Genomic DNA, 24587 nt, shown 5'->3' on the forward strand with positions numbered 1-24587 from the left:
GACGATCGCCATAGAACTTGACAGGCCCAAAAACAGGGGCTAGCTTGGAAGGCGATCGCCGGGTAACCCGAGGGGGAACGAACAATAGGGAGCGATCGCCGTTAACTCACTCGTTAACCCACTTTTTATTCATTTTTCACTCAGGTTTTCATTCATCGTGAATACTAACGTAAAATCCGATCTCGCCGGAGATCTCAACACCGTTGCACCGCAAAAATCGACCCCGAACTCGGCGAACTCTTGCATCGAAGTCGAACAGCTCACCTTTACCTATCCTCGCAGTTCTCAACCGACCATTAAAGGCTTAACTTTCAACATTTCCGAAGGAGAAATATTCGGTTTCCTCGGACCGAGTGGGGCCGGAAAAAGCACCACCCAAAAAATTCTCATTCGCCTTTTAAAAGGATATGGCGGTCGCATTTCCGTTTTTAACCAATCCCTCGATACTTGGAAAAGCGACTATTACGAACGCATCGGCGTCGGATTTGAACTGCCCAATCATTACTTAAAATTAACCGCCCTCGAAAACTTAAACTATTTCCGATCGCTTTATGGCGGCAAAACCGAACATCCGCAACAGTTATTAGAACGAGTCGGACTCGCCAAAGATGCGGACGTCATGGTTTCCCAGTTTTCCAAAGGGATGAAAATGCGCCTCAACTTTATTCGCGCCTTATTAAACCGACCTCGCCTGTTATTTCTCGACGAACCGACCTCCGGTTTAGACCCGGTAAACGCCAAAATCATTCAAGATCTAATTCGCGAACAACAAGCGCAAGGAACCACCATTTTTCTGACCACTCATAATATGACCGTCGCCGATCGCCTCTGCGATCGCGTCGCCTTTATTGTCGATGGTAATATCGAATTAATCGACTCTCCCAAAGCCTTAAAACTGCAATATGGCGAACGAAAAGTGCGGGTAGAATATGGAGAAAATAGCCATCTCATCAGTCGAGAGTTTCCCTTAGAAGGATTGGGGAATAATTCAGAATTTCTGCAAATTTTGCGCGATCGCGACGTTCAAACCTTGCATACTTTAGAAACAACTCTCGACAATATTTTTATCGAAGTGACGGGAAAAACCTTAGTATGAGTCGCTTACTCTCAACTATTTTAATCGATTTCAAACTGCAAATTCGCCATAACTTCTACAGCGTCAGTCTGGTGGTGGCGATCGTTTTTATCGTCGCCATGAGACAGTTTTTAACTAAAGAAATTCTCGCCGTCGTCCTTCCCGTCTTATTCTTAGTGGCGATCGCCGGAAGTACCTATCTATTTGCAGGGGGGAGTATTTTATTTGAAAAAGGCGAACGAACCTTAGAGAGTTTAATCTTAACTCCTTTGCGAGTGAACGAATATTTAATCTCGAAAACCTTCACCCTCACCGTTCTCGCCACCGTCGAAAGTTTGGCGATCGTCATCTTCACCTACGGCTTAGATTTTCAGCCAATTCCTTTGCTGTTAGGCATCATTAGTATGGGGTTATTTTATAGTTTGATTTGCTTTGTCGTCGTCTTTCGCTATCAGTCAATAACTGACTTTCTCTTACCGTCTTTAGTCTACTTAACCCTGCTGCAAATGCCGTTTTTAGACTATTTCGCGATCGTCAAAAGTCCGCTTTTTTATCTCATCCCCACTCAAGCCCCATTGCTGTTAATTAAAGCAGGATTTCAACAAATTGCAACCTGGCAAATCTTCTACGGTATTGGCTATTCGCTGGCGGCGATCGCCCTCACCTACGCCTGGGGATATCGCTGTTTTCACTATTTCATCGTCAACGGCGAACGCCGTTAAAGGAGAGCGAAACATGACCGTTTCTAAAGCCATTAAAGGGTTGGGGATGACCGACCTCAAAACCATCAAACGCGACTCCTTTTTAGGCTATCTCATTATTTTACCGATAGTCTATGCATTGTTAATACGCTGGCTGACCCCTCTCGCGGCGGATGCATTTGTTAATTTCTTCGATCTGACCCTTTACTATCCCCTGATTGTCAGTTTTGTAATTGTCGTGATTACGCCGATGTTAATGGGGACGGCGATCGGTTTTTTGTTATTAGACGAACGGGACGAACGCACGCTGACGGCACTTTTAGTGACGCCTTTACCGTTAACTGTTTATTTAGTTTATCGCATTGCCATTCCCACGATTTTGAGTGTTATTTTAACCCTCATTAATATTCCGATCGCCGGATTGGTAGACTTTCCCTTCTGGTCGGTCGTTGCGATCGCCCTCGTAGCGGCATTGTCGGCGCCAATTGTGGCATTATTCTTCTTCTGTTTTGCAGAAAATAAGGTGCAGGGATTTGGCTTATTGAAGGCGATCGGAACCGTCGGTTTTTTAATTCCGATCGCCGCTTATTTTATTCCCGAACCTTGGCAATATGGAATGGGAATTTTCCCGCATTATTGGGTCGCAAAAACGGTATGGATTCTCGGCGCAGGAGAGACGGGATTTTGGCTGTATTGGCTGGTGGGTTTGGCAGTCAATCTCGTCACCTTGAAGTTATTCGTCGATCGCTTCGAGCAAATCGCCTATCGGTAAACTCAAATAGGCGGGTATTTTGCCCGCCTGTCGCAATTTTTTACAAGGGTTTGAAAGGGATTAAGAAAAGGGAACCGGGGCTTTACCCAACCATAAATCGATGCCTTGTAAAATCATTTCTACCGCAAAGGTTCCGATAATTAAGGCAGTCACTCGCCCGACCACTTCGATATAGCGTTCTACTAATGCTTGATTGCGTTCTTTGACAAAATCGTGAAGACTTTTGAGCAAAGCGACTGAAATCACGGTTAAACTTAAGGCAGTGGCGATCGCAATTGAAGCCCAAATCGGCGTTAATTTAGTCCCGGCTAAAACACTCGCACTCACCGTTCCCGGTCCGATCATAAACGGCATGGCGATCGATCCGGCAATATGTTCCGGATTGCCGCGTAACGATTGTAAAGCTTCGGTTCCGGAGAAAACGAAGCGAATGCCGACAATGCCGAAAATGACGCCGCCAAAGATTAAAAAAGAGGCAAAACGAACGTGTAGTAGGTCGGAGAAAATCGCATCTCCCAACCAAGCGAAGACAATAAAGACAAAGGTGCTGATGCTGGCACCCCGTACCAAAACGCGGATAAATTTTTGAAAGTTAAACTGTTCGATTAAGTCGATCAGATAAATGCTCATCAAAAACGGATTGAGCAAAAGCAACAGGAGTTCGATGGAATTGACAAAATTTTCTGGCACGAGCTCGTAAATCAGATAGAATCAGTGCCACAGTGTAAAGGAAAACACCGTTAAACCGTGCTTTTTTTGCTCAATTTTAAGATTGTGTTGCTGCTGGAGATGCGATCGCGCGGCGATGGCCTCCAAATTAAGGGGAAAGGCGGCGAAGATAGCCGCCATCAGATCCGAGAACGAACTATTTTCCCAACATTTGCAACTTGTACAAACTGGCATACAACCCATTTTGAGCGAGTAGTTCCTCGTGATTGCCTGCTTCGACCAGTTCGCCGCGTTTGAGAACGAGAATGCGATCGACATTTTTAATTGTCGAGAGGCGGTGGGCGATAATAATGGCGGTGCGCTTTTCCAAGAGGCGATCGAGGGCTTCTTGAATCAGGGCTTCGGTTCCCACGTCCAAGCTGGCGGTGGCTTCGTCGAGGACTAAAATGCGCGGGTCGCGGATGGCAACTCGTGCAAAGGCGAGCAGTTGTTTTTGACCCCCGGACAAATTGGTGCCGCGTTCGCGCAGTTGGGTATCGTAACCGTCGGGGAGGTCTTCGATAAACCCGGCGACGTTGGTTTTTTCCGCCGCCATGCGAATCATCTCGGGGGGATAGGTTTCGCCGAGACTGATGTTACTTTTGACATCTCCGGCGAAGATAAACCCGTCTTGGAGGATGACGCCGACGTGACGGCGTAATTCCGCTTGGCGCAGGTCGCGAATGTCGATCCCATCGACGAGGATGCGACCGTTGCTGATGTCGTAGAGGCGACATAACAGGCGGATTATCGAACTTTTGCCCGCCCCGGTGGGGCCGACGAGGGCGACTTTTTCCCCGGGTTTGATGGTGAAGTTGAGGTCTTTGAGCACGTAATCGTCTTGTTTGTAGGCGAACCAAACATGCTCGAACCGAATTTCGCCTAAATGGGTGTTTTGGCTGGAGTCGGGGGAATGACCGTTCCCGGCGATGCCTTGCAGGGTGAGGATTTTGGATTCGGGGTCGCGAATTTCGATGGGTTCGTTGAGAATGTCGGTAATCCGTTCGATCGCGGTAAACCCGGCTTGAATGGCGGTGAATTTATCGGCGAATTGGCGTAAGGGGTCGAATAGGCGCTGGGAAAAGAGGATAAATTCGGCCAGTTCGCCGACGGTGAGGGTGTCTTGCAGGACGAGACGACCGCCCAACCAGAGGACTCCGGCGACGGCGACGAGGACGATCCATTCGAGGGTGGCGGAGACGGAGGCATCGTAAAAGATGGTGCGATCGACGGCGCGGATGTAGCGGTGGTTGTTTTTGCGAAACAGTTGGGCGTTAAACCGTTCTCGCCGAAAGATTTGGACGACGCCGATGCCGCTAATATTTTCTTGCAGCATGGCGTTGAGGGAGGAGAGTTCGTCCCGGGCTCGGTAGTTTTCCCTGCGGTAGCGTTGTTGGAAGTAAACGACTAAGGCGGTGACGGGAACGAGCATCAAGACGAGGAGGGTGGCGAGTTGCCACTGTCGCCAAAACATGAGTACGGCGATCGTGACGATCGAGAAGAGATCGGTGAGGATCCCGATCGCCCCGGTGGAGAAGACTTCGCCGAGGGCTTCGACGTCGCTGGTCAGGCGGGTGATCAGTTTGCCGACGGGGGTGCGATCGAAGAATCTCACCGCGAGAGAGGTGATGTGAACGAACAGGTCGTTACGAATTTCGGCGGTGGTGCGTTGGCCGACTTCCTGCACTAAGTATCCCTGAATCGCTTGCAGGGCGAAGCGCAAGACGATCGTCAGTAAGAGTAAGCCAGCGAGTAGATTTAAGCCTTGAGACAGGCTCAACTGTTGCAAAAAGCCGAAAACATTCGGTTCGGAGCGAATCAGGGAAACGGCTTGACCGATTAAAATGGGTTGGATCGCCCCGGCGAGGGAAAGGGGGACGAGCAAAATCAGGGAAATCAGCAGCAGTTTGCCACTGCGGCGGGCGTAAGGAATCAGTCGCAGGAATAATCGCCAGTCGTTCTCGCGACGGGGCGATCGCTGGGCGGGGTTGGGAGACGCGGGAGAAGGCATGATTTAACGGCGAGATGGAGGATGAGGAGTCGGTTGTCGGACAGGGACGGCGGGGAACGGGCGATCGCCTATCCTGTAAATCGGCTGTAAAGTAGATCGGCTGTAAAGCTTTTCCAATGTAACGCAGGGGCGGGAGTTGACCGAAAATGCACGAAATTGAAACCGATCGCCTGTTGCTCAGACCGTTTAGGCCCGCCGATCTCGACGATCTGTGTGCGATTCGGGCCGACCGAGAGGTGATGTATTACATGCGCGATCGCCAGCCGATGACCCGCGCTCAAACCGAGGAAAATTTAGGTCGGATCCTCGCCCATTATGGGGAACACGATTTCGGCTTTTGGGCGGCAGTCGATCGCCGCGATCGCCAGTTGATGGGATATTGCGGTTTGCAATATTTCCTCGATACCACCGAGGTCGAAATCGGCTACATGCTGGCGAAACCTTACTGGGGGCGCGGTTTGGCGACGGAAATGGGCCGGGCGGCCCTACGCTACGGGTTTGAGTGGCGACAGCTCGATCGCGTCATGGCGATCGCCTATCCGGACAATCTCGGTTCGCGCCGGGTGATGGAAAAATTGGGGATGCGCTACGAGGGTCATTTCAAGTTTTACGACCCCCAACTCGTCTCTCGCGAGATCGAGATCGTCCGCTACGCGATCGCCCGCGATCGGTTCGCGATCGCCGATGCAACTTATATCCTACGATCGAGCGGGGGTTAACACTGCTTCGCGGATTTGGGCGATCGCCCGATCCAAGCCATCGCTGGCGAGGCGGTAACTCAACGGGTGCGCGATCAAGCGCGCCGTACTTTCAAACAGAATCTCGATTTCGATCAAGCCATTTTCTTTCAAGGTGCGCCCGGTGGACACCAAATCGACGATCGCCTCGGACATTCCCGTAATCGGGCCGAGTTCCACGGACCCATAAAGTGGCACGATTTCCACAGGTAAATCTAACTGGCGGAAGTGATCTCGGGCGCAGTGGACGAATTTCGAGGCGACGCGACCGTGGGCCGGGAGATCGAGCGATCGCCGATACGGACTCGACGCTTTCACCGCCACGGACAAGCGACAGCCCCCAAACCCCAAATCCAACAAATGAGAGACCTGGGGCTGTTTCTCGCGCAAGACATCGTAACCGACAATTCCCAACTGGGCCTGTCCGTACTGCACGTAAACCGGGACATCTTGGGCCCGAACGAGCAGTGCTTTTGCCGTTCCCGTCGGGTCGAGAATTTGCAATTGCCGATTCGACGAATCGAGAAACGCACTAAAATCGAAGCCGATCGACTTGAGCAATTCGATGCTATCGCGTAACAGAGAACCTTTAGGAAGGGCGACGGTAATCATGAGGGGTAGAAAGTTTGGTCAAAGGCGTGAACGTCCACGAAAATAGTACCTGATAGCCGACCGATTCGACTCTTGCAAGGATAACTGCGATCGTGAAAATCCTCTTAGTAGACGATGAAATCGAACTGACCGATCCCCTCTCCCGAGTTCTCGAACGGGAAGGGTATCGCGTCGATGTCGCTTACGACGGGCCGCAAGGGCGCCAGTTAGCCGCTCGGGGGGGCTACGACTTGCTGATTCTCGATTGGATGCTTCCGGAACTGTCCGGGGTCGAAATTTGCCAGGAACTGCGACGAGCAGGGGATTTGACCCCCGTCCTGTTTCTCACGGCGAAAGATACTCTCGACGATCGCGTTTGTGGCTTAGATGCGGGGGCGGACGATTATTTAGTCAAACCCTTTGAACTGCGGGAACTGCTCGCCCGGGTTCGAGCCCAGTTGCGGCGATCGCGCCCCGGGGAACCCCCCCCGGACGATGAGCGAATGCGCTTCGACGACCTCGAACTCGACTGTGACAACCAACTCGCCTATCGCGGCGGACGCAGTATCGAGTTATCGGAAAAAGAAACACAACTACTGGCGTATTTCATGCGCTATCCCGGTCAACTGCTATCCCACGAGCAACTTTACCAACATCTGTGGGGGAGCGATCGCCAACCGAGTAGCAACGTCCTCGCCGCTCAAATTCGTCTGTTACGCCGTAAAATCGAAGCATCCGGCGACAAACCCCTGATTCATACGGTTTACGGCAAAGGCTATCGGTTTGGTTCGGGAAACGAGTAGGTTGGGATTTTAGAGTTTAGATTTTAGAGTTTAGAGTTTGGAGTGTGGAGACTGTGGAGATTCTCAAACTGTCCGGGATTCGCCCACATTTAGGCGATCGATCGCGAAAATAGAGAAAGAGTGAGACCGAGCGATCGAGATAAACCCTTACATTTCAACATTACGTTCCAACATTACGTTTCACCATATTGTTAGCAGCCAGAGGACCAATGATGAATTTCCACCCTCTATTTCGTTCCACTAAACTCTCGCGCCCCTCGTCGCGGGCGATCGCCCTCATGGCCCTTACCGGACTGTTAGCTACCACGAGTCTCAGTTGCGGTTCCCCTCCCGCCGATGTCGAAAACGCCGCCAGTCCCACCCCCAGCGAAACCCAGACCCCACCACCGCCACCGCCGGACAGTCCCGCACCCCCCGCTACCCCGGAAGTTCGCCAAACGCCGCCCCCCCGCGCCAACCCCGCAACTCCGGTGACACCGCCCACCCAACCCCCGGGAACGCCGCCCCCGTTAGAAGGGAGAGGCACCCCACCCCCCGACGATCGCTATACCCCACCCCCCGACGAACGGCGGCGTGTCAGTTCCGTGTTCCCCCGCAGCAACGAAGCGGGAGACTATGCGAGCAAATCGGACCATACTTATTGGAAAGTTGTCGATCCCGACCCCAACGGCTTAAATTGCCGCATGAGTGAGGCTTCGATCGATGAAGTATGGAGTGCGACGGGCGGCCCGATCGATATCGGTAATTGGCCCGTGGTCGGTACCTTACAAACCAATCAAGAATTTGAAGCCGAACTCAGTCCTGGCGGTTTTGTGATTACTTTCGATCCCCAAGGTAAACCCTGGATTTATGTAGAAAGTTCCGAAGGAAATGGCACTTCCGATTGTTTTGTCCGCGCCAATACCCAATATGTGGAGCCGATTAGAAAATAGGATTCGACCCTCGATCGGTAGGGCGGGCATTTTGCCCACCCTTAACCGATCGCACCGTCTTACTTTCTCGCTCTAATTATCTAAAATCCTAACCTCTAAACTCTAAGCTCAACTTGGATCGACAATCGATCCCATAAACAAAATCATCCCGGTTTGATTGTCTCGAATGACACAAAAGAAGGGGCGGTCTACAGTCATTTCAAACGGATTCATAGGGGCGCTGGCGGTAGTAACGCCTACCGAAGTCGTGGCGGCGGCTTCGGTTCCTTCTTCGTTGACTTCTACAAAGGTTTTATGTTGGACGCGATCGATATACGCTGTTTCAAGATCGGCGAGGTTGGAAAAGTCGGCCCGATCGCGATCGAAAGCGATTTCCATCCCCAATGCTTTTAAGGTCTCGTTGAGAGCGAGGTCGTATTCTAATTTAAACCGAGGCAATTTGACAGTTCCCGGGCGCGATCGCAGTTCGGGGATCCATTCTTTCCAATCTTCTACAGTCAAACTTTCATAAAACTGAGTTAAACTCACCTCTTTTTTCGGGAGAAACACGTACATACTAAAGCGACCTTTACCGTAGGGGAGATTCACCGCTTGAAACTGTTCCGTTTCTAAATAGCGATAGTCCCCACTTTGGCTCATTAAAGGTATTTGTTTTTTCTCATTATTGAGTAAAGTAAATGGCGCTTCGGTCGTCTCTTCTTCCGGAAAGGGTTCGCTCCATTCTCCTTTAAAATAAAGTGCGTTGACCAGTAAAATCAAAGTATCGGGGTCGAGACGATCTACAATACTGTCGATTTTGCCATTGGTTTGCATTTTTACCCAGTTGTTAATTTGGCGAGTAACGGCGGTATTGCTAAAGTTAACTCGCTCGATTTTGGCTTGGTACGATTCGCCGACTCTTTGCACAAAATCGGGTAAAAATTGTAAGTTCTGATTGAGCCATAGGGAATTGGCGATGTTGAGGGTAACGCGATCGTCGGCATTTTCTAAAGAATTCTGAAAATTGAGATTTTCCTGGTTAACTCTTTCTAAATCCATCTCGCCGAACCCGAGGGTATCGGCGATCGCCGTTTGGGTGTCGCCACTGGCTCCATTGTAGGTCATCGAAAGGGCGAGAAATATACTGGACGGAGAAATAAAAATATTGCGCTCTTTTTGCCCTGCGTAAATTTGAGAAAAGAGCTTCAAAGAAAAATCGAGCTGGGCGTTGACGAACTCGGGATGCACTCGTTTGGGCGTACTGGTTGGGCGAGGGTTGGGAGACCCTTGAGAAGGGGTGGGAGCGGAATCCGTAGGAGTGGGGCTACAGGCGGTCAATCCCAACAAACTCAAGCTCAAAAACAGAAAAAGAATTGCTTGGAGCGATCGCAAAAAGTAGGAATTCATTTTACCGTGTGAGGAGCCAAAAACGCGATTTATGGAGGAAGCAATAGGATTAATTTATCGGATTTACATTTAATTTTGCAAGTCATTTTGCCACGGGTTCGACGAAATGTGTTATCCGAAGGGGGCGATCGCCACGAACCGGGATAAAGATCCTATTCGGACAGTCCAGATTTCAAAACAATTGCGGTGACTTCTGGGGGACAAAAGAAGCGACCGGGAAAATACGTCCCCAATCCCCGATTGACATAAAGAGCATTGGGGCCAACTCGATAAAATCCCTCACACCAATGCCAGTGATTGTAAACTTTGTAGCAATCTTGCATCCACGGCAACCAGGGACGCAAAAGTTGAGGAACCCAAGAACGAATCGCTTTAAGTTTGGTGGGAATCGGTCCGACAATCGGTAAAACAATTTGTCCGCCGTGGGTATGACCGGACAGTTGCAGATCGACGCGCCACTTTCGCAAAATCTCCGCCGTCGCCGGATTGTGAGATAAAACGATCCGGGGAGTCTTGGGGGCGATCGGCATTAAAACCGGGGCGGGTTTGAACTCTCCCGAGTACAGATCGGCCATTCCGACCAGGGCCAGTCCGTTGCCGAAGGGATAGGCAACTTCATTCCACAACACGCGAATTCCGGCGTGGGTGAGGGCTTGGATGATTTTAACTTGAGCTTCCGGGGGTTTGATGTCGTGGTTCCCCAAGACGGCGTAAATCCCGGCGCGATGTTTTAAGGTCTTGAGGCGATCGACTAACTGACGAATCGGGGCGGGATCTTGAGTGACGTAGTCTCCGGTGAGAACGACGAGATCGGGATCTTCGCGGTTACTCGTGGCGATCGCCTCTTGCAGCAGTTGTTCCGACAGTCCCCAGCCTTCATAGTGAAAGTCGGATAACTGGATAATTTTAATCCCGTGCAGGTGTTCGGGCAAGTCGGCGATCGCCACCGTTGCCGTTTCCAAGCGCAATGGCCCGGTCAATACCCTATGCATAATGAAAAATAGAACAAAACAGAGGGCAGATTCCAGGATAACAAAGTTGAGGGGAGAGGGGGGGGAGGGAGAAGGGAGAAGGCAGGATCGATCTCCAATCCCCCATGTCGAATCCGGAATCTACAATCTACAATCTACAAATCTACAATCTACAATCTAAAATCCCTGACGAGATCGCCGTTGTTGGCGGAAATTCGGTAAATCCAGACCGTCCGGGGTCGGGGCGGGGGTTGGTGGTGGCGGCGGCGGTGGCGCTTGTAACGTCGGTTTGAGGGGTTGGCGGACGGGTTGGGTGGGTTTCGGCGGAGTCGTCGCGACTGGAGGACGAACGGGATGGGTAGATTGGGCCTGTCCGGCTTCAAATCCGGTGGCAATCACGGTAATTCTCACTTCGTCGTCGAGGCGATCGTCTACCACCGTACCGAAAATAATATTGGCATCGCGATCGACCACTTCGTAAATCGCCTCGGCGGCGGCGTGGACTTCGTGCAAAGTCAAATCGTTGCCCCCGGTGATGTTGAGGACGACCCCTCGGGCGCCGGAAATGGAGGCATCGAGTAAGGGAGAACTGGTGGCGTTGAGGACGGCGTCGGTGGCGCGGGACTGACCGAAACCGACACCGATCCCGAGACGGGCGGATCCGGCGTTCGCCATGACCGATCGCACGTCGGCGAAGTCTACGTTAACGATCCCGGGAATGGTAATAATATCGGAAACCCCTTGAATCCCTTGGATTAAAATATCGTCGGCGACGCCGAAAGCTTCTTGCATCGGGGTATCCGGGGAAATCAGGGAGAGGATTTTATCGTTGGCGATCGCGATCGGGGTATCGACGCGACTTTGCAAGACTTCGATCCCTTGTTGGGCAATTCCGGCGCGCCGTTTCCCTTCAAAGGTAAAGGGACGGGTGACTACGGCGACAGTCAGGGCCCCCATCGATTTCGCGACTTCGGCGACGACCGGGGCGGCCCCGGTTCCGGTTCCGCCTCCCATGGCGGCGGTGACGAAGACCAGATCGCTATCTTTTAAGGCGTCGGCGATCTTTTCGCGATCGCGGTCCGCCGCTTTATAGCCGAGTTCGGCATTGCCCCCGGTTCCCAAGCCTTGGGTGAGACGATCGCCGATTTGAATACATCGGTCGGCGCGTACTTGCGACAGGGCTTGTACGTCGGTATTGACGGCGATAAATTCGACTCCGGACAGATTGCGGGCGATCGCCCGGTTGATGGCATTACACGCCCCGCCGCCGACCCCGATCGCTTTGATATTGACAACTCGATTCCGCACGATTGGCTAACTCCTACGAGATCTCCCAAGAGATTGCATTGGGCATCTTATCGTTTTACTGCTACGTGACGATAATTGACCACAAGGCGATCGCCAAAATCCCGGACGCTAGATGTTGGGGAAGCAGCGATCGCCACGGCTGGCGTGCGATTTTTTGGGTCAACACCACCGTCAACACCCACCCTGCGATTAAGCTGGTTCCCTGTAAAAATTCCACCACCGCCGGATGGGCCACCCAGATCGGCCAACCTTCTCCACTCAAGCCAAAGGTCGCCAGGGTCACCGGAACGATCCGTCCGGCTTCGGTCAGACCCAAGCGCAAGTAATGGGCCAAATTCCCGGCTAACACCAGGGGTAAATAGCCATAAGCCCATTCGAGAAAGCGCTTCGGCTTGACCGAGGAATTGAAGGCAGAAATTGCCCCGTGGGCGGCGATCGGGACCAAGACCGGGATCGCCAGCGCCGCTACCGACCAGCCCAAATGCGGCCAAAATTGAGTCAAATCCAGACTTAAATTCAACTGCGCCTCGATCTCTGGCAAGCGGTGCAGAAAGACCCCGCCAAGGAGTAGCATCATTAATGCTACCTCATGCGATTGCGGCACGTGGGTGGTCCACAACTCGATCCCGGGCGGACGTAAATTGAACTCGACGGATCGATGCGGGCAAGCTTTTAAACAGGTCATGCACAAGACGCAATCGCGATTATCTTCTAACTGGGCCGGATGGGAATATAAAGGACAGCCGTCGGTTTCCAACCCTTCTCCTTTTTGTGGACCGCCTTTATAACATTGATACGTGGTGCATTCCGCCGAACAAGTTCCCTGCTGCGCCCTTAATTCCGTCATAGACAGTTTGGCAAACATGCCGTTCATGCCGCCGATCGGACAGAGATAGCGACACCAAAAACGGCGCTCGAAAATGGCGGAAAAAATCATCGCCCCGGCGGTAATTAATAAGAGTAAACAGGCAGAAAGATAGGCGGTATTTTCTAAATTCCAGAGTTCCTCCCAGAGGAAAATTAACAGGAATAAACCGAATAGAAACCAACCGCCCCAGCGATCGGCGACTTGTCGCGGCCACGGTTTGAGCGATCGCGGCCACAACCATAACGATAACTTTTGGGTCACTTCCCCGTAAATCATGAACGGACAAACCGCACACCACAAGCGTCCGACAAAGGGAAAGAGGAGTAAAATAAGCGGCCACCACCACGCCCAAAATAGATTTAAAGCAAAGTTTTGGTCTCGGGTTTGCGGTCCGAAGCATAAAATAGCGACGACGATCGCGAAAAAGGTCAGGGTAAAGCCGTAATTAATGCGATCGGGCCACCAGGGACTGCGTAAAAAGTGGCGCAAGCCGGGATAACCATTGAGTAAATTAAACCGAAATTGCTTTTTCTTACTTTGTGACGGCCAGACAATTTCTTCCGTGAGTTCTTCCGTTTCCCCCGCTTGGACTAAGGCCCGTTCTACCAAACTTTGTAACTCGCGGATGTTTTGCGGGTAGTCGTAGGCTTGCAGGCGCCGCAAGGCTTCCGGAGTCAGGCGCGGTTTGGTGATGCCTTTGGCGCGACAGTACAAACTGATATAGTAATCGACTTGGGCGCCGAGGTCGGCTTTTCTGACCCGCAGGGGCGGAACTTTGATGCGATGAGTGACTTGGTGTTCGATTTCGGGGATATGTTTTTCGCCGATAAAGATAATTTTGGCGTTGCAAACTCGGGGGGTTTGGGTCGGTTCGCCGGAACGAGTAACGGGGATGTAAGTGCCACTTTCTAGCAGGCGGACGATTTGAGGTTGTAGTTCTTCGGGCAGTTCTTCGATATTGTTGAGAATTAAGGTGCCTTCTTCCAACCATTCGATCAGTCCCGGTTTGCCTCCCGCCCGTCCGAACAGTTCGGCGCCACTGGTTTGCAAGATGCCGCAGTTGAGTTTGACGATCGGTTGGCGGCGGTTGGGGGAACCGTAGTGAATGAGGGCGGCGGTGTTGTCTTTTTCGAGTCCCGGTTCGCCGAAAATGAACACGGCGCCGCGATCGTCTCCCGCGTCGCGGATCTGCGATCGCAGGCGGACGGCGTAGCGGCTTTTGCCGACGATCCCGCGTTTGGCTTTGGGAACGAGATAGGGTCGCAATGCTTCCATGCGATCGCGTTCGTAGGTGAAGGCGTCGGCGAGACTGTCGAGTTGGTCCGCGAGTTGGCGGGAAAGGGTTTGGTTAATTTCGGGATAGCGATCGGCTAGTTGTCGAAAGTCGTCGGCGGGTACGAACCAGAGTCGAACGTCGGTGAGGGCGGTAACTGTGGTGGGACAGGGGCGATCGAGTAAGAGTTCGGCGAGGTAAAGGGTCGTTCCCGGTAGCAAGGAGGCGGGCGATCGCCCCGCCGTCGCGGCGGTGTTGGGTTGGTGTAGGGAACTGCCCAAGCGACCGTTTTGGAGGATGTAGAGTCCGTCTGGCGGGTTACCTTCGGCGGCGAGTTCGCTGTCCGCCGCCAGTTCCCGAGGTTGGACGAGTTCGGCGATCGCGCTTAACACTCGTTCGGATAAAATAGCTAGGCTCGTTCGTTCCTGCAACCAGGTGACGACAGTAGATGAACTCATCGGCGGCGATCTCCCCTGAGATTGGCGTTACTTGCGACTATAGCGCTTCTCTTTCCAGGGGTTCAAGGCGATCGGCCTGGGTCTGCTATCGTATTGGCAATTATCCGCGATTGAGGACGCTGCGATCGGAGTTGGCATGATGTTTTCTCACCCATCTTTTCCCCAAGCCCTTTGGGTTCCTCTGGCCTTATTGGGATTAATTGTATTGGCGGCGATCTTTTTTATTCAAATTTCGGGTAAAAATTAGGGCGATCGCCCCACGGGGTAGCTGCTTCCTCTCTATTTTAAAGTGAATAAATTTATCAGTTGAACATCAGCAAATCGTGAAAGTTTCCGAATCTTCCTCGAAACCGACCCGAGACCTTCGCTTGGATCTCCTCAAGGCCATTGCTATTTGTTTCGTTCTTTACCTTCATTTTCAACCAATTCTGTTTTCTGAATCCACCCAATTAAATCGTTCAATTCCTTGGATAGTTTCCCGAACTGTTTGGGTGTTTTCAAATCAATTTACAATGGGAGCTGTTCCCTTATTTATTATCGTTTCTTTGTTTTTGGGCTATCGAAAACTTACTAAAAATATCGATTATTTAAAAAAACGAGCGATCCGCTTGCTTAAGTTGTTTGGTTTTTGGGCGATCGTGCAATCTGGGATTTATTTTATCGTTGTAGCGGCGATCGCCGCTCAAAACCTCAATACTCAGATTCCTGCATGGAATCAACTTACAGTTTTATGGTTGGGAGGTCCGAGTTTACCGTTGGTCGGTGATTCAGTTTTATATTTTCTAATGGTTTTGATCGTTCTGAGTGCTTTGCTGTGGTTGTACGAAAATTATATACCCCATGCCCTTAAAAACCCACTTTCCATTGCTTTAGTAGTTTTATTTGTCATTTATTTTCAAATCTCAAAACTGCTAGATTATCAAATTCCCTATTGGCGATTAGATAATTTTTTGATTTACATCCCAATTGTTTATTTTTTGGTTCATAAAACCGAGAAAATAGTTAAATTTAAATATCTATTTCTGTTTTTATATATAGCAATTTCTTTGCAAGACCTCATCTTAATGAAGCAAGGAAATATCCTTAATATTTACGGTCGTTCTTCAATGGTTTGGATGGCCTTAACTTTATTTGGATTGGTTTATTCTTTTAATTTGCAAAACTTACCCGCGATCGTCCGTTTCTTGTCGAAATACTCCCTCGGTATTTTTGCAACTCATAAATATTGGCAGCTTGCCTTTTGGTCGGGAGCCAATTACCTGCACGCCGAATATAACGTTACCAAATTTATTCCCCTCTTCAATGGAGACTTTAACTTTTTGCGTTTAGCCTATACAAGTTTGGCCGTTATGTTTACCTGTTTGGGCGTACGCTTGCTTGCTGAAACACCTCTGAAAAAATTTGTTGGTTAACTCCACCTGGTGACAATAGTGCTTGTTAAAACTATAGGGGCATTGCCACCCCTACAAATTAAGAATCTACTTAGCTCTAAGAGACGGTTTATAAAAGAAACATTAAAAGCCCGGTTTGAGAGGAAGCCATCGCCGGATCGTCACCTGTAGGGTTTTCGTTACCAAACCCCTACTAGATTTTTTTATATTTTCTTTACAGAACTCGGGCGTCTGGTGAGGTACAGTGCCGATGCCCTTATCCCCCCAACCCCCCTTTCAAAGGGGGATTTAGGGTGATCTAAATGTCTTGCATAGCAGAGGAAAATGCTGTATAACCAGTCTCTCAAAATTCTTCTTTTTCCGTTTCTATCCACCATGAAGAAAGATCGGGATTTTCAGACCCATTCACTGTAATGACGACTAATCGATCGCCGTCAGCATTGACAAAATAACCGCGACAATAGCCGACTCCGGTTCCCGAACAATTTTCAATTTCTTGATAATCCTCCGATCCGTTTAAGGGATTGGACGGTCGGAGATCCGGGGCTTGCCAACCCTCCTCTAAAATCAATTCTCTCGCTTCAGAGTAGGGCATCCCCTCACTCAATTCACTCGGGATTTCCTGGGCGATCGCCGTGAATGGAAAAAAGGCCATATTCACTGCAATTCCCATCGCCGATAAAAACTTGTAACCCATCGTCATTTCTTCCCAATTACTGCGATCGCCGTTGCTTCAATTTGTTTATAGCACGACCGTCAAACCGTCATTCTCGCCCGTCAATCTCCCCCGTCTGTATTGGCTTAATGCCACCAATCCGATAAGCTAAATGAAGCTTAACCCCCCGTATCAGTTGGCTCCATGTCCATCGCGATCGATTTTGGAACGAGTAACACCGTTATCGCCCGGTGGAATCCGGCGACCGAACAAGCCGAACTGGTCAAATTACCCGGTTTGACCTGGCAAGTCGGGCAAAATCCCCCCCTGATTCCCAGCTTAGTTTACGTCGAAGACGCCAGCCGCGATCGCCTCGTCATCGGTCAGGCGGTCCGCGACAAAGGACTCGACCTCAAAACCGATCCGCGCTTTTTCCGCAGCTTCAAACGCGGGATCGGAACGGACATTCAAGGCTTTTTACCCGAGCTCGACGGTCAAACCATGACCTTTGAACGAGTGGGACGCGGTTTCTTGACTCAACTGCTGCAGGGGATTCGCGACGTTCCCCTCTCCGTCGATTCTCTCGTGGTAACCGTTCCCGTCGATAGTTTTGAAGCCTATCGCCACTGGTTGGGCGGCGTCTGCCAACATTTGAAGGTGGAACAAGTGCGGATGTTGGACGAACCGACCGCCGCCGCCTTGGGATACGGACTCGCCGAACGGGAACTGTTGTTAGTGGTGGACTTCGGCGGTGGAACGTTAGATTTATCCTTGGTTCGCCTCGACGGAACTGCCGGGAATCGTCCCTTGGGGTTTATCCTCAAGTGGGGCGAAAAAATGTTCGCGGAAAGTTCGGGACAGAAGGCAAAAACCGCCCGGGTTTTAGCCAAAGCGGGCAAAAATTTGGGCGGTAGCGATCTGGATAACTGGTTGGTGGATTATTTCGCCGCAACTCAAGGGGTCGAGAAAACGCCCCTGACCACTCGGTTGGCGGAACGGCTGAAAATCTCGCTGTCGCTGCAAAAACAGGCAAAAGAGGTTTATTTTAACGACGAAACTTTAGAAAGTTACGAACTGGCGCTCGATCGCGACGGCTTCGAGCAAATCCTCGCCGAACACGACTTTTTCGCCAGTTTGGATGAGGCGATGACTCAAGTCCTGCAACAAGCCCGCCGTCAGGGGGTGGAAGTGGACGATATCGATGGGGTGTTGTTGATCGGCGGAACGGCGCAAATTCCGGCGGTTCAACGCTGGATCGGGGAATATTTCGACGAGTCAAAAGTCCGACGCGATCGCCCGTTCGAGGCGATCGCCACGGGGGCTCTCCAGTTAAATCGCGGGGTGGAAGTCCAAGATTTCCTCTACCACAGTTACGGAATCCGCTACTGGAACCACCGCAACAAGCGCCACGATTGGCATCCCCTGATTAAATCCGGTCAGGCGTATCCGATGGCAGATCCGGTGGAACTGGTTCTCGGGGCGTCGGTAGACAATCAGCCGAGTATCGAGTTGATTATCGGCGAATTGGGGGCGCCAACCGGGGGAACTGAGGTCTATTTCGACGGCGATCGCTTGGTAACGCGCACTCTGGCGTCGGGAACCCAAAGCGTCCAACCGCTCAACGATCGCGACGGCGCCCGCAGTATCGCCCAACTCACCCCGCCAGGAAACCCGGGTAGCGATCGCGTCAAGGTCTTTTTCCGCGTAGACCGCGATCGCTTTTTACGCATCACGGTGGAAGATTTGCTCACGAATGAAACCCTGGTGGGCGATCGGCCTGTGGTGCAGTTGAGTTAGGGGTTTAGAGTTTAGATCTTGGTTAAATTGGGTGATTGCTGTCTCTTGCCTACTCCGCTTAATAATGTACGACCACGGGGGTTCCGACATCGGCCCAATCAAACAACCATTCGGCGTGATTCACGGCGACGTTGGTGCAACCGTGACTGACGGGGGTACCAAAATTGTTATGCCAATAGGCTCCATGTATAGCATAGCCACGATAATAGTACATCGTGAAAGGAACATCTGGCACGTCGTAACCGGGGCCTTGCATCCGTGCGATTTCGTGCTTGGTTTGGATGGCAAACAGACCTGTTGGCGTCGGGGTACTCTCTTTCCCCGTGGAAATGACGACGGCGTAAACCTCTTGGGGACCTTCCCAGGCGATCAATCGTTGTCGGGTCAGATCGATTTGAATCCAACGCTGGTTAGATTGTTGTAATTCGAGTAGGTTGTAAGCGAGGGTGTCGGCGTCGGGGTAGAGCGTCTGCGCTGGGGCGGGGAAGGACGCCATCCCTAGAGTGGCGATCGCGATCGCGAGTCCTGCACCTGTGGTAGCAGTGCGACGCCAGGGAAACGAATCGAGAAAACCCTTCATTGTCAAACACCTCCTGTGGACTTTTGCGTTTTGATGGACGTGGCGATCGGTAGGTTCCGATACGGGGCTACCGGATGACGGCGGTCCCCCGATGTTTTTTGATTGTAATCAATGACTACAAGGGAAGGGAGTTCAATTTCAGCCGTCAGGGGGCGATCGCCGCGCGGGTATGGGCGATCGCGGCGATTAACTCGGCGGCCCGATCGCCGATCGCGGTCCAATCGCGACGATCTACGGCTTCTTTGGGAAATAAATCCCCTGCCAAACCGACGGCGATCGCCCCGGAGGCGAGAAATTCCGGGGTATTCGCCAAGGTCACTCCCCCGGTGGGAATCAGGGGAATTTGACCGAGGGGGCCTTGCAAACTTTTGATATAACTCGGGCCGCCGACGGCAGAAATTGGGAACACTTTAACCGCCGTCGCCCCCGCTTGCCACGCGGTGACAATTTCCGTGGGAGACAGCGCCCCGGGGACGATCGGCACTTCGGCGGCGATCGCCCGGGCGATTAAGTCCGCATTGACATGAGGAGAAAAGAGAAATTGAGCCCCTGCGGCGATCGCCCCTTCTACGTCGTCCACGGTCATTAAGGTTCCGGTCCCGATCGTACAGTCGGGCAGTTCGGCGCGCAACTGGGCAATTAAATCGGCGGGGCGATCGCTATTCCAGGTAATCTCGATCGCGCGGATTCCCCCGGAAGCGACGGCGTGGGCGAGTTGTCGTCCTAATTCTAATTCCGGCGCGCGAATCACCGCGATGCATGATTGTTGTTGCAATTGCGTCAGCCAAGATCGAGACATGGAATTTGAGATTTGAAGTTTTGGATGTTCGAGAAAGAGCCAATTTCATGCGATGGGGGGAAGCGCGATCGCGGTCCTTGCGTTTACTATATAACTCGGAGAGGGGCGATCGCCGCCTTCTTTTCCCAGAGCCATTTCGTAGCGCTCTATGAGCCACTGCATTAACCCCAACTGTCCGAAACCGACCGATCCGCTCAACGCTTACAACCGTATTTGTCGTCAGTGCGGTTCTCAACTGCTCGTGCAAGGGCGCTATCAAGTCGTCAAACTCCTCGGCGTCGGGGGCTTTGGCAAAACTTACGAAGCCCTCGAAAAAGGAACCCCCAAAGTCCTCAAAGTCCTCGTCGAAAGCAATCCCAAAGCGATCGCCCTCTTTCAACAAGAAGCCGCCGTCTTACAACGCCTCAAACATCCCGGCATTCCCCGGGTCGATCCTTGGGGATATTTTACCTATTTTGCCAACAACAGCCGCACCCCCATTCACTGCCTGGTCATGGAGAAAATCGAAGGGCAGAACCTCGAAGAATGGTTGCACGATCGCGGTAACATCCCGATTACGGAAAACCAGGCGATCGATTGGTTATGCCAACTGGCGGAAATTTTACACCAAGTCCACGCCCAGCAATATTTTCACCGGGATCTCAAACCTAGTAATATCATGTTGCGGGCGGCGATCGTGCGCGGCAGTCGCACCACGGAACAACTGGCGTTAATTGACTTCGGTTCGGCCCGCGCCGTCAGTACCACTTACCTCGCGAAAATGGCGATCGGTCAGAAAGGGACGGTCATCGCCTCGAAGGGATACGCGCCGCCGGAACAAGAAAACGGTAAAACCATGCCCCAGTCCGATTTCTACGCTTTGGGGCGCACCTTCGTTCACCTGCTCACCGGACGCCATCCCCTCGATTTTTACGACCCCCATACCGATCGCCTCGAATGGCGGGTCGCCGCTCCCCACATCAGCCGTGAAATGGCGGACTTTATCGATTATTTGATGGCCCGGTTGCCCGGTCAGCGCCCGCCGAATACGGAAGTGTTGCTGCAACAACTCGAAGACCTCAAACGCGCCAACCGCCACCGAAAACCGGTCCCGATGGGGTTGAGTCCCGCCCGAGGGCGACGGCGAAAGTCTCCGTCTGTGGCGGGGTTGAGAAAGATCGCCAGCCCGTTGATGGCGGCGAGCGCGATCGCGGCGATCGCCGGAGTGGGCTTGAGTGAGGTCAAAATCTATCGCTATGCGATCGATCGCCTCCACGAGTACCAACAAGCCGCCGCCGAACAGGTCGGGCGTCTCGGGATCGATGGGGGATCGACGTTGGAGGTTACCCCGGTCAAAGCGGCGATCGATCGTCCTCAAGAGCGGGCGATCGCCACCTTAGCCACCACTGACACCCCAGAAGAGGTAACAGAAGATATTACATTATCTAATACCCTCACCGGACACGCCCAAGACGTGCGATCGCTCGCCATCAGTCCCGACGGCCAACTATTAGCCAGTGGGAGTTTCGACGGCACGATCAAAATTTGGAACCTGCAAACCGGACAGCCGATCCGTACTTTAACCTCGCCGAACCCCGGACAAATCGTTTCCTCCGTCGCCATCAGTCCCGACGGTCGCACCCTCGTCAGCAGCAGTAACAGCTATGGTGGCACCATCCAAATTTGGGACCTGGCCACGGGTCAGTTACTCGCCAGCTTGTCTCCCGGCAGTTCCGGCGCCTTCGTCGTCGCCATCAGTCCCGACGGTACCCTCCTGGCGAGCGGAAGTGAGAAAGGGAGTATCAAATTATGGGATTTGGCCAGTGGCAGTTTACTACAAACCCTCACCGGACACGTCGGTACCGTCTATTCGGTCGCCTTTTCTCCCGACGGGACGACCCTCGCCAGTGGCAGCGAGGACGGTTCGATCAAACTTTGGCAGTTAGAAAACACTCCGTCGGGGGGACTGAATGCGTCGATTTGGCGGCATCTGTCCGGACATGTCGGTAAAGTGTTTTCCGTGGCTTTTTCTCCCGACGGCAAACATCTCGCTAGTGGCGGCGCCGATAAAACAGTGAAACTGTGGAATTTAGAAACGGGAAAACAAACGGGAACCTTACTCAGTCATGCGGGAATTGTGTTTTCGGTGGCTTTTTCTCCCGATGGCGAAACTCTGGCCAGTGGAAGTTTTACGGGTCGGATTAATTTGTGGGATGTCGATACCGGACAGCGTTGGGAAACTCCCGAAGCGCATTCCCGTTGGGTGGAAACCGTAGCGTTCAGTCCCGACGGTCATACATTGGCGAGTGGTAGTGGCGATCGCACCATTAAAATTTGGGGGGTTCGTTAAAGGGCGATCGGTTCAAACTTTTACCGAATTTTACCGATGAAATTGGAAAAAAAAGCTTACAGCAATTCACGCTGTCATGAGGTACAAGAGGCAAAGATCCCCCCAACCCCCCTTAATAAGGGGGGCAGTGAAAGTCCCCCTTATTAAGGGGGATTTAGGGGGATCGAAATGTACCGCCCAACAGCGAAAACTGCTGTATCTAAAATTAAAACTGAAAAATCTACAATCTTTTTTACCTTGACACTTCCTTATCAAAACGATTAGGCTAGATGAGTTCGGATAACAAAAATTTTCCTTAAAAAAAATACGGTTTTTTGACAGTTGTTCGAGCTAACGTGCATCGCCAGGCGTCTTTGCATGTTGATAAAGCAAACCTTAAGGAGTTTTTCCGTGTTCAAATATCTGTTAACCGCAGCTTCCGCGATCGCCTTCTCGTTTGTGGGAGCGATGGGTCTTCCGGCGCAGGCGCAACCCCCAACTCTCGTGGCGCAAGCAGGAATCTCTAATGCGGCTTCGATTAGTTCCCAAGAGTTAGAGCAGTTCGCCACGGCGATCGAACAGTTGTTAGTTCTCGAACAAACGGCCCAGCAACGCATTGCCTCGGCGATCGAAAATCAAGGCTTCAGTCGGGAACGCTTCGGTCAAATTTATCAAGCTCAGCAAGATTCCACGGTAACACCGGATCCGGCCATTTCTGCCGACGAACAACAGCGTTTTGAGCGCGTCGTCGAAACGGCGATCGAGATTCAGGAGGAAGTGCAGCAGCAAAAACAACAAGCGGTTCAAAATCAAGGCTTAGATCTCGATCGCTTTAATGAAATCCTGACCGCCGTGCAAGAAGACGAAGCGCTACAGCAACAAGTCGAGCAAATGTTGCAGCAGTAACGGGTTCGTTGGGTTCGCTAAAGCGGTCGGATTTGAATCGATCGCCAGAAAAAGAGGGAGAGAGAATTCTCCCTCTTTTTCTATGAATAGGGTTTTCGGCGGTCAAAACGATCGCCAGACCGATCGCCTAACGGACTGCCTTGAGAATTTGATCGTCTAGGGAGAAATCGACCTCGGCGCGATCGCTTCCCGAGGCTAAATAATCGTTAGTAAACGAGTCTTTTAAACCGGAAATTAAATCGTATTCCGGTTGCCAATTGAGTTCGGATTTAGCTTTGTGAATGTCGGCGAAGAAGTGTTGGACGCGCAAGGGGAAGGCTTTGCGTTTGCCGAAGTCAAATTGTTTGGGATCGTAGTGGACTAAATCGAGGGTATCCGGGGATTTTCCGGCGGCGATCGCGCAAGCGCGGGCCAAACCGTCAAAGGTGACGAAGCGATCGCCGGAAACGTTGTAAATTTGCCCGATCGCCTCAGAATTGCCGAGAATGGCCGCCATCGCTCGCGCTAAATCTTTGACGTGACCGAGTTGGGTGATATGCGCCCCATTTCCCGGAATCGGAATCGGGCGATCGCGCACGATGCGATCGAAAAACCAGGCTTCGAGGGGGTTGTAATTTTGCGGCCCGTAAATATAAGTCGGACGAATCGCACTGAAGGGTAAACCGCGTTCTTTGAGATAGGTTTCTGTTTCAAATTTGCCTTTGTGACGGCTTTTCGGATCGACTTCGTCGCCTTCTACATGAGGCATTCGATCGGATTTGAGATAGACCCCGGCGGAACTCATGTAAATAAAATGCTTGAGTTTACCTGCAAATAAATCGGCTAGGGGTTGGGTATCGCTACATTCGCGCCCGTTGTTGTCAAAAATAGCATCAAAACTTTCATCGGCTAGTTTTTCTTTGATTTGTGCCGCATCTTTGCGATCGCCGTGAATTTGCCGGATTCCCTCCACGGGAGCGGGTTTATTTCCTCGGTTGAATAAGACAACGTCGTGACCGTTTTCAACCAGAATTTTTGTCAGATAAACCCCGATAAAACGGGTGCCACCCATAATTAAAATTCGCATATTTTTGAGTTCCTTCGGTTGCTTTTTCACCCTATAGTTTACCGGAAAAGCTAACCGACAGATCGCTCCCGGTCGGCGAATCAGACCTCTCGCGCGGACTGGATGGCGATTTCATCCTCGCTTGTTTCGATAAGGGATCTGAGATGTTCGGCGCGATCGCCGCGATCGCTGGATTGTAGATTTTCCTTAAAATTGGCAACCCGTTGAGGGAGAAAGTGCATAATCGGCGATCGCCTCTCCCAATAAAAGGATCGATGGCTCATTTGGTGAGGTTAAATGGGAAACTTCGAGCGCGCGCGAGCGGGACTCTACCAATATGTTACAGACCACTCGATCCAATCGGACGATCTCGAACTTGAGCCTCGACCCCAGGGCGATCGCACCTGGCGCCGGGTTACTTATGCCGTCAATGGGGAGAACAACCGATCTCAAAACTTCAAATACATCGGCTAATTTTTAAAGTTTCTGTAAAGTTTTTATTGGTGAGAAAA

Annotated in this window: 24 protein-coding genes; 11 read left to right on the forward strand and 13 right to left on the reverse strand. The window is 51.7% G+C overall.

What is annotated here, in order from left to right:
- The first annotated feature begins 157 nt into the window (after positions 1 to 157).
- Genes HCG48_RS03745 through HCG48_RS03755 form a run of 3 tightly spaced genes read left to right on the forward strand, consistent with a single transcriptional unit; the run spans position 158 to position 2548 of the window.
- Positions 158 to 1096, forward strand: a complete 939-nt coding sequence (locus HCG48_RS03745) for an ABC transporter ATP-binding protein (protein WP_210437164.1) — start codon at positions 158 to 160, stop codon at positions 1094 to 1096.
- Positions 1093 to 1797: a fluoroquinolone export ABC transporter permease subunit gene (locus HCG48_RS03750; RefSeq protein WP_168567958.1), complete on the forward strand. Its 705-nt coding sequence runs from the start codon at positions 1093 to 1095 to the stop codon at positions 1795 to 1797. The genes HCG48_RS03745 and HCG48_RS03750 overlap by 4 nt, the downstream gene beginning before the upstream one ends.
- 13 nt (positions 1798 to 1810) lie before the next feature.
- Positions 1811 to 2548: an Rv2686c family ABC transporter permease subunit gene (locus HCG48_RS03755; RefSeq protein ID WP_168567959.1), complete on the forward strand. Its 738-nt coding sequence runs from the start codon at positions 1811 to 1813 to the stop codon at positions 2546 to 2548.
- A gap of 60 nt (positions 2549 to 2608) precedes the next feature.
- On the opposite strand, the gene HCG48_RS03760 is transcribed toward HCG48_RS03755, so the two are convergent.
- From HCG48_RS03760 to HCG48_RS03770, 3 genes are read right to left on the reverse strand one after another with little or no spacing between them, the layout of a single operon-like run.
- Entirely contained in the window at positions 2609 to 3238 is a 630-nt protein-coding gene (locus HCG48_RS03760; RefSeq protein WP_168567960.1) for a MarC family protein, read from the reverse strand.
- A gap of 21 nt (positions 3239 to 3259) precedes the next feature.
- Positions 3260 to 3397, reverse strand: a complete 138-nt coding sequence (locus HCG48_RS03765) for a hypothetical protein (RefSeq protein ID WP_168567961.1) — start codon at positions 3395 to 3397, stop codon at positions 3260 to 3262.
- A 16-nt stretch (positions 3398 to 3413) separates the two neighbouring features.
- Positions 3414 to 5267, reverse strand: a complete 1854-nt coding sequence (locus tag HCG48_RS03770; RefSeq protein ID WP_168567962.1) for an ABC transporter ATP-binding protein — start codon at positions 5265 to 5267, stop codon at positions 3414 to 3416.
- A gap of 146 nt (positions 5268 to 5413) precedes the next feature.
- Between HCG48_RS03770 and HCG48_RS03775 the strand changes: the two genes are divergently transcribed.
- Positions 5414 to 5986, forward strand: coding sequence for a GNAT family N-acetyltransferase (locus HCG48_RS03775; protein ID WP_168567963.1), 573 nt, complete (start codon positions 5414 to 5416; stop codon positions 5984 to 5986).
- Here the strand turns inward: HCG48_RS03775 and hisG are convergent.
- Positions 5966 to 6616 carry an ATP phosphoribosyltransferase gene (gene hisG / locus HCG48_RS03780; RefSeq protein WP_168567964.1) on the reverse strand — a complete coding sequence of 217 codons (651 nt, stop codon included), beginning with the start codon at positions 6614 to 6616 and terminating at the stop codon, positions 5966 to 5968. The two genes, HCG48_RS03775 and hisG, sit on opposite strands and share 21 nt — an antisense overlap.
- 92 nt (positions 6617 to 6708) lie before the next feature.
- Here hisG and rppA point away from each other — a divergent pair, with 92 nt between their 5' ends.
- Together rppA and HCG48_RS03790 are read left to right on the forward strand one after the other, a co-directional pair.
- On the forward strand, positions 6709 to 7398 hold the full coding sequence (rppA, locus tag HCG48_RS03785) for a two-component system response regulator RppA (protein ID WP_168567965.1): 690 nt from the start codon (positions 6709 to 6711) through the stop codon (positions 7396 to 7398).
- 209 nt (positions 7399 to 7607) lie between these two features.
- Positions 7608 to 8330 carry a hypothetical protein gene (locus tag HCG48_RS03790; protein WP_168567966.1) on the forward strand — a complete coding sequence of 241 codons (723 nt, stop codon included), beginning with the start codon at positions 7608 to 7610 and terminating at the stop codon, positions 8328 to 8330.
- A gap of 108 nt (positions 8331 to 8438) precedes the next feature.
- Here HCG48_RS03790 and HCG48_RS03795 read toward each other — a convergent pair whose 3' ends face one another.
- From HCG48_RS03795 to HCG48_RS03810, 4 genes are all read right to left on the reverse strand, one after another.
- Positions 8439 to 9716: a serpin family protein gene (locus HCG48_RS03795; RefSeq protein ID WP_168567967.1), complete on the reverse strand. Its 1278-nt coding sequence runs from the start codon at positions 9714 to 9716 to the stop codon at positions 8439 to 8441.
- Between the two features lie 152 nt (positions 9717 to 9868).
- Entirely contained in the window at positions 9869 to 10708 is an 840-nt protein-coding gene (locus tag HCG48_RS03800) for a metallophosphoesterase (protein ID WP_168567968.1), read from the reverse strand.
- Between the two features lie 156 nt (positions 10709 to 10864).
- Positions 10865 to 11995, reverse strand: coding sequence for a cell division protein FtsZ (gene ftsZ, locus HCG48_RS03805; RefSeq protein WP_210437165.1), 1131 nt, complete (start codon positions 11993 to 11995; stop codon positions 10865 to 10867).
- Positions 11996 to 12056: 61 nt separating this feature from the next.
- Positions 12057 to 14594 carry a sigma 54-interacting transcriptional regulator gene (locus HCG48_RS03810; RefSeq protein WP_168567969.1) on the reverse strand — a complete coding sequence of 846 codons (2538 nt, stop codon included), beginning with the start codon at positions 14592 to 14594 and terminating at the stop codon, positions 12057 to 12059.
- Between the two features lie 323 nt (positions 14595 to 14917).
- On the opposite strand from HCG48_RS03810, the gene HCG48_RS03815 reads away from it, so the two are divergent.
- Positions 14918 to 16006 carry an acyltransferase family protein gene (locus tag HCG48_RS03815; protein WP_168567970.1) on the forward strand — a complete coding sequence of 363 codons (1089 nt, stop codon included), beginning with the start codon at positions 14918 to 14920 and terminating at the stop codon, positions 16004 to 16006.
- 322 nt (positions 16007 to 16328) lie between these two features.
- Here the strand turns inward: HCG48_RS03815 and HCG48_RS03820 are convergent, their stop codons facing one another.
- Positions 16329 to 16682 (reverse strand): hypothetical protein, encoded by a 354-nt coding sequence (locus HCG48_RS03820; protein WP_168567971.1) that lies wholly within the window; start codon positions 16680 to 16682, stop codon positions 16329 to 16331.
- A 162-nt stretch (positions 16683 to 16844) separates the two neighbouring features.
- Between HCG48_RS03820 and HCG48_RS03825 the strand changes: the two genes are divergently transcribed.
- Positions 16845 to 18437: an Hsp70 family protein gene (locus HCG48_RS03825; RefSeq protein ID WP_168567972.1), complete on the forward strand. Its 1593-nt coding sequence runs from the start codon at positions 16845 to 16847 to the stop codon at positions 18435 to 18437.
- Positions 18438 to 18495: 58 nt separating this feature from the next.
- Here the strand turns inward: HCG48_RS03825 and HCG48_RS03830 are convergent, their stop codons facing one another.
- Positions 18496 to 19017 carry a L,D-transpeptidase gene (locus HCG48_RS03830; protein WP_168567973.1) on the reverse strand — a complete coding sequence of 174 codons (522 nt, stop codon included), beginning with the start codon at positions 19015 to 19017 and terminating at the stop codon, positions 18496 to 18498.
- Positions 19018 to 19162: 145 nt separating this feature from the next.
- Positions 19163 to 19816 (reverse strand): bifunctional 4-hydroxy-2-oxoglutarate aldolase/2-dehydro-3-deoxy-phosphogluconate aldolase, encoded by a 654-nt coding sequence (locus tag HCG48_RS03835; protein ID WP_168567974.1) that lies wholly within the window; start codon positions 19814 to 19816, stop codon positions 19163 to 19165.
- Between the two features lie 148 nt (positions 19817 to 19964).
- Here HCG48_RS03835 and HCG48_RS03840 point away from each other — a divergent pair, with 148 nt between their 5' ends.
- Positions 19965 to 22145, forward strand: coding sequence for a serine/threonine-protein kinase (locus HCG48_RS03840; protein ID WP_168567975.1), 2181 nt, complete (start codon positions 19965 to 19967; stop codon positions 22143 to 22145).
- A gap of 390 nt (positions 22146 to 22535) precedes the next feature.
- A complete protein-coding gene (locus HCG48_RS03845; protein ID WP_168567976.1) occupies positions 22536 to 23030 on the forward strand; it encodes a DUF4168 domain-containing protein in 495 nt (164 codons plus the stop codon).
- Between the two features lie 127 nt (positions 23031 to 23157).
- On the opposite strand, the gene HCG48_RS03850 is transcribed toward HCG48_RS03845, so the two are convergent.
- On the reverse strand, positions 23158 to 24096 hold the full coding sequence (locus tag HCG48_RS03850; RefSeq protein WP_168567977.1) for an NAD-dependent epimerase/dehydratase family protein: 939 nt from the start codon (positions 24094 to 24096) through the stop codon (positions 23158 to 23160).
- A gap of 80 nt (positions 24097 to 24176) precedes the next feature.
- Positions 24177 to 24359: a hypothetical protein gene (locus HCG48_RS03855; protein ID WP_168567978.1), complete on the reverse strand. Its 183-nt coding sequence runs from the start codon at positions 24357 to 24359 to the stop codon at positions 24177 to 24179.
- Positions 24360 to 24372: 13 nt separating this feature from the next.
- Between HCG48_RS03855 and HCG48_RS03860 the strand changes: the two genes are divergently transcribed.
- Positions 24373 to 24549, forward strand: a complete 177-nt coding sequence (locus HCG48_RS03860; RefSeq protein ID WP_168567979.1) for a hypothetical protein — start codon at positions 24373 to 24375, stop codon at positions 24547 to 24549.
- The last annotated feature ends 38 nt before the right edge of the window (positions 24550 to 24587 follow it).

Origin of the sequence: Oxynema aestuarii AP17 (genome assembly GCF_012295525.1) — a bacterium.
In the GTDB taxonomy this organism is placed as follows: domain Bacteria; phylum Cyanobacteriota; class Cyanobacteriia; order Cyanobacteriales; family Laspinemataceae; genus Oxynema; species Oxynema aestuarii.

Coding starts and splice junctions, on each gene's coding strand:
- HCG48_RS03755 (WP_168567959.1), top strand. CDS start 1,811: ATGACCGTTTCTAAAGCCATTAAAGGGTTGGGGATGACCGACCTCAAA.
- HCG48_RS03765 (WP_168567961.1), bottom strand. CDS start 3,397: ATGGCGGCTATCTTCGCCGCCTTTCCCCTTAATTTGGAGGCCATCGCC.
- HCG48_RS03825 (WP_168567972.1), top strand. CDS start 16,845: ATGTCCATCGCGATCGATTTTGGAACGAGTAACACCGTTATCGCCCGG.
- HCG48_RS03830 (WP_168567973.1), bottom strand. CDS start 19,017: ATGAAGGGTTTTCTCGATTCGTTTCCCTGGCGTCGCACTGCTACCACA.
- HCG48_RS03820 (WP_168567971.1), bottom strand. CDS start 16,682: ATGGGTTACAAGTTTTTATCGGCGATGGGAATTGCAGTGAATATGGCC.
- HCG48_RS03775 (WP_168567963.1), top strand. CDS start 5,414: ATGCACGAAATTGAAACCGATCGCCTGTTGCTCAGACCGTTTAGGCCC.
- HCG48_RS03840 (WP_168567975.1), top strand. CDS start 19,965: ATGAGCCACTGCATTAACCCCAACTGTCCGAAACCGACCGATCCGCTC.
- HCG48_RS03770 (WP_168567962.1), bottom strand. CDS start 5,267: ATGCCTTCTCCCGCGTCTCCCAACCCCGCCCAGCGATCGCCCCGTCGC.
- HCG48_RS03795 (WP_168567967.1), bottom strand. CDS start 9,716: ATGAATTCCTACTTTTTGCGATCGCTCCAAGCAATTCTTTTTCTGTTT.
- HCG48_RS03750 (WP_168567958.1), top strand. CDS start 1,093: ATGAGTCGCTTACTCTCAACTATTTTAATCGATTTCAAACTGCAAATT.
- HCG48_RS03810 (WP_168567969.1), bottom strand. CDS start 14,594: ATGAGTTCATCTACTGTCGTCACCTGGTTGCAGGAACGAACGAGCCTA.
- HCG48_RS03850 (WP_168567977.1), bottom strand. CDS start 24,096: ATGCGAATTTTAATTATGGGTGGCACCCGTTTTATCGGGGTTTATCTG.
- HCG48_RS03800 (WP_168567968.1), bottom strand. CDS start 10,708: ATGCATAGGGTATTGACCGGGCCATTGCGCTTGGAAACGGCAACGGTG.
- HCG48_RS03855 (WP_168567978.1), bottom strand. CDS start 24,359: ATGAGCCATCGATCCTTTTATTGGGAGAGGCGATCGCCGATTATGCAC.
- hisG (WP_168567964.1), bottom strand. CDS start 6,616: ATGATTACCGTCGCCCTTCCTAAAGGTTCTCTGTTACGCGATAGCATC.
- HCG48_RS03835 (WP_168567974.1), bottom strand. CDS start 19,816: ATGTCTCGATCTTGGCTGACGCAATTGCAACAACAATCATGCATCGCG.
- HCG48_RS03860 (WP_168567979.1), top strand. CDS start 24,373: ATGGGAAACTTCGAGCGCGCGCGAGCGGGACTCTACCAATATGTTACA.
- HCG48_RS03790 (WP_168567966.1), top strand. CDS start 7,608: ATGATGAATTTCCACCCTCTATTTCGTTCCACTAAACTCTCGCGCCCC.